This is a genomic window from Bartonella sp. AA81SXKL (assembly GCF_042196945.1).
GTDB lineage: Bacteria > Pseudomonadota > Alphaproteobacteria > Rhizobiales > Rhizobiaceae > Bartonella.
The window spans coordinates 1-299 of sequence record NZ_JBHIRH010000316.1; the positions used below are offsets into that span (position 1 = coordinate 1).

Genomic DNA, 299 nt, shown 5'->3' on the forward strand with positions numbered 1-299 from the left:
AGTGATTGTTTCATTAAATTGTTGTGCAATGAAAAAGCTCAGTCCTGTGCCGATGGATGTCTGAAGAAAGCCAGATACAGAAGATGCTGTTCCAGCGATTTCTCCTACTGATTCTAGAGCGAGTGTGTTAAAATTAGCCATCATACCGCCGAAGGCAAACATCAGTATACAGAATAATAGCATGTATAAAGGAAAAGGGATAATCCCATCTGTTAAGATTGATCCTACAAATAAAATGCATGAAGTAACACAAAAGAGCAAAAGCATAGTATGTGCAATACGTCGCATTCCAAGGCGTC

1 pseudogene is annotated in these 299 nt (G+C 39.1%); it reads right to left on the minus strand.

Annotated elements, in window-relative coordinates:
• Positions 1 to 299, minus strand: a pseudogene (locus tag ACFINZ_RS11375) (Bcr/CflA family drug resistance efflux transporter); the annotation flags it as partial.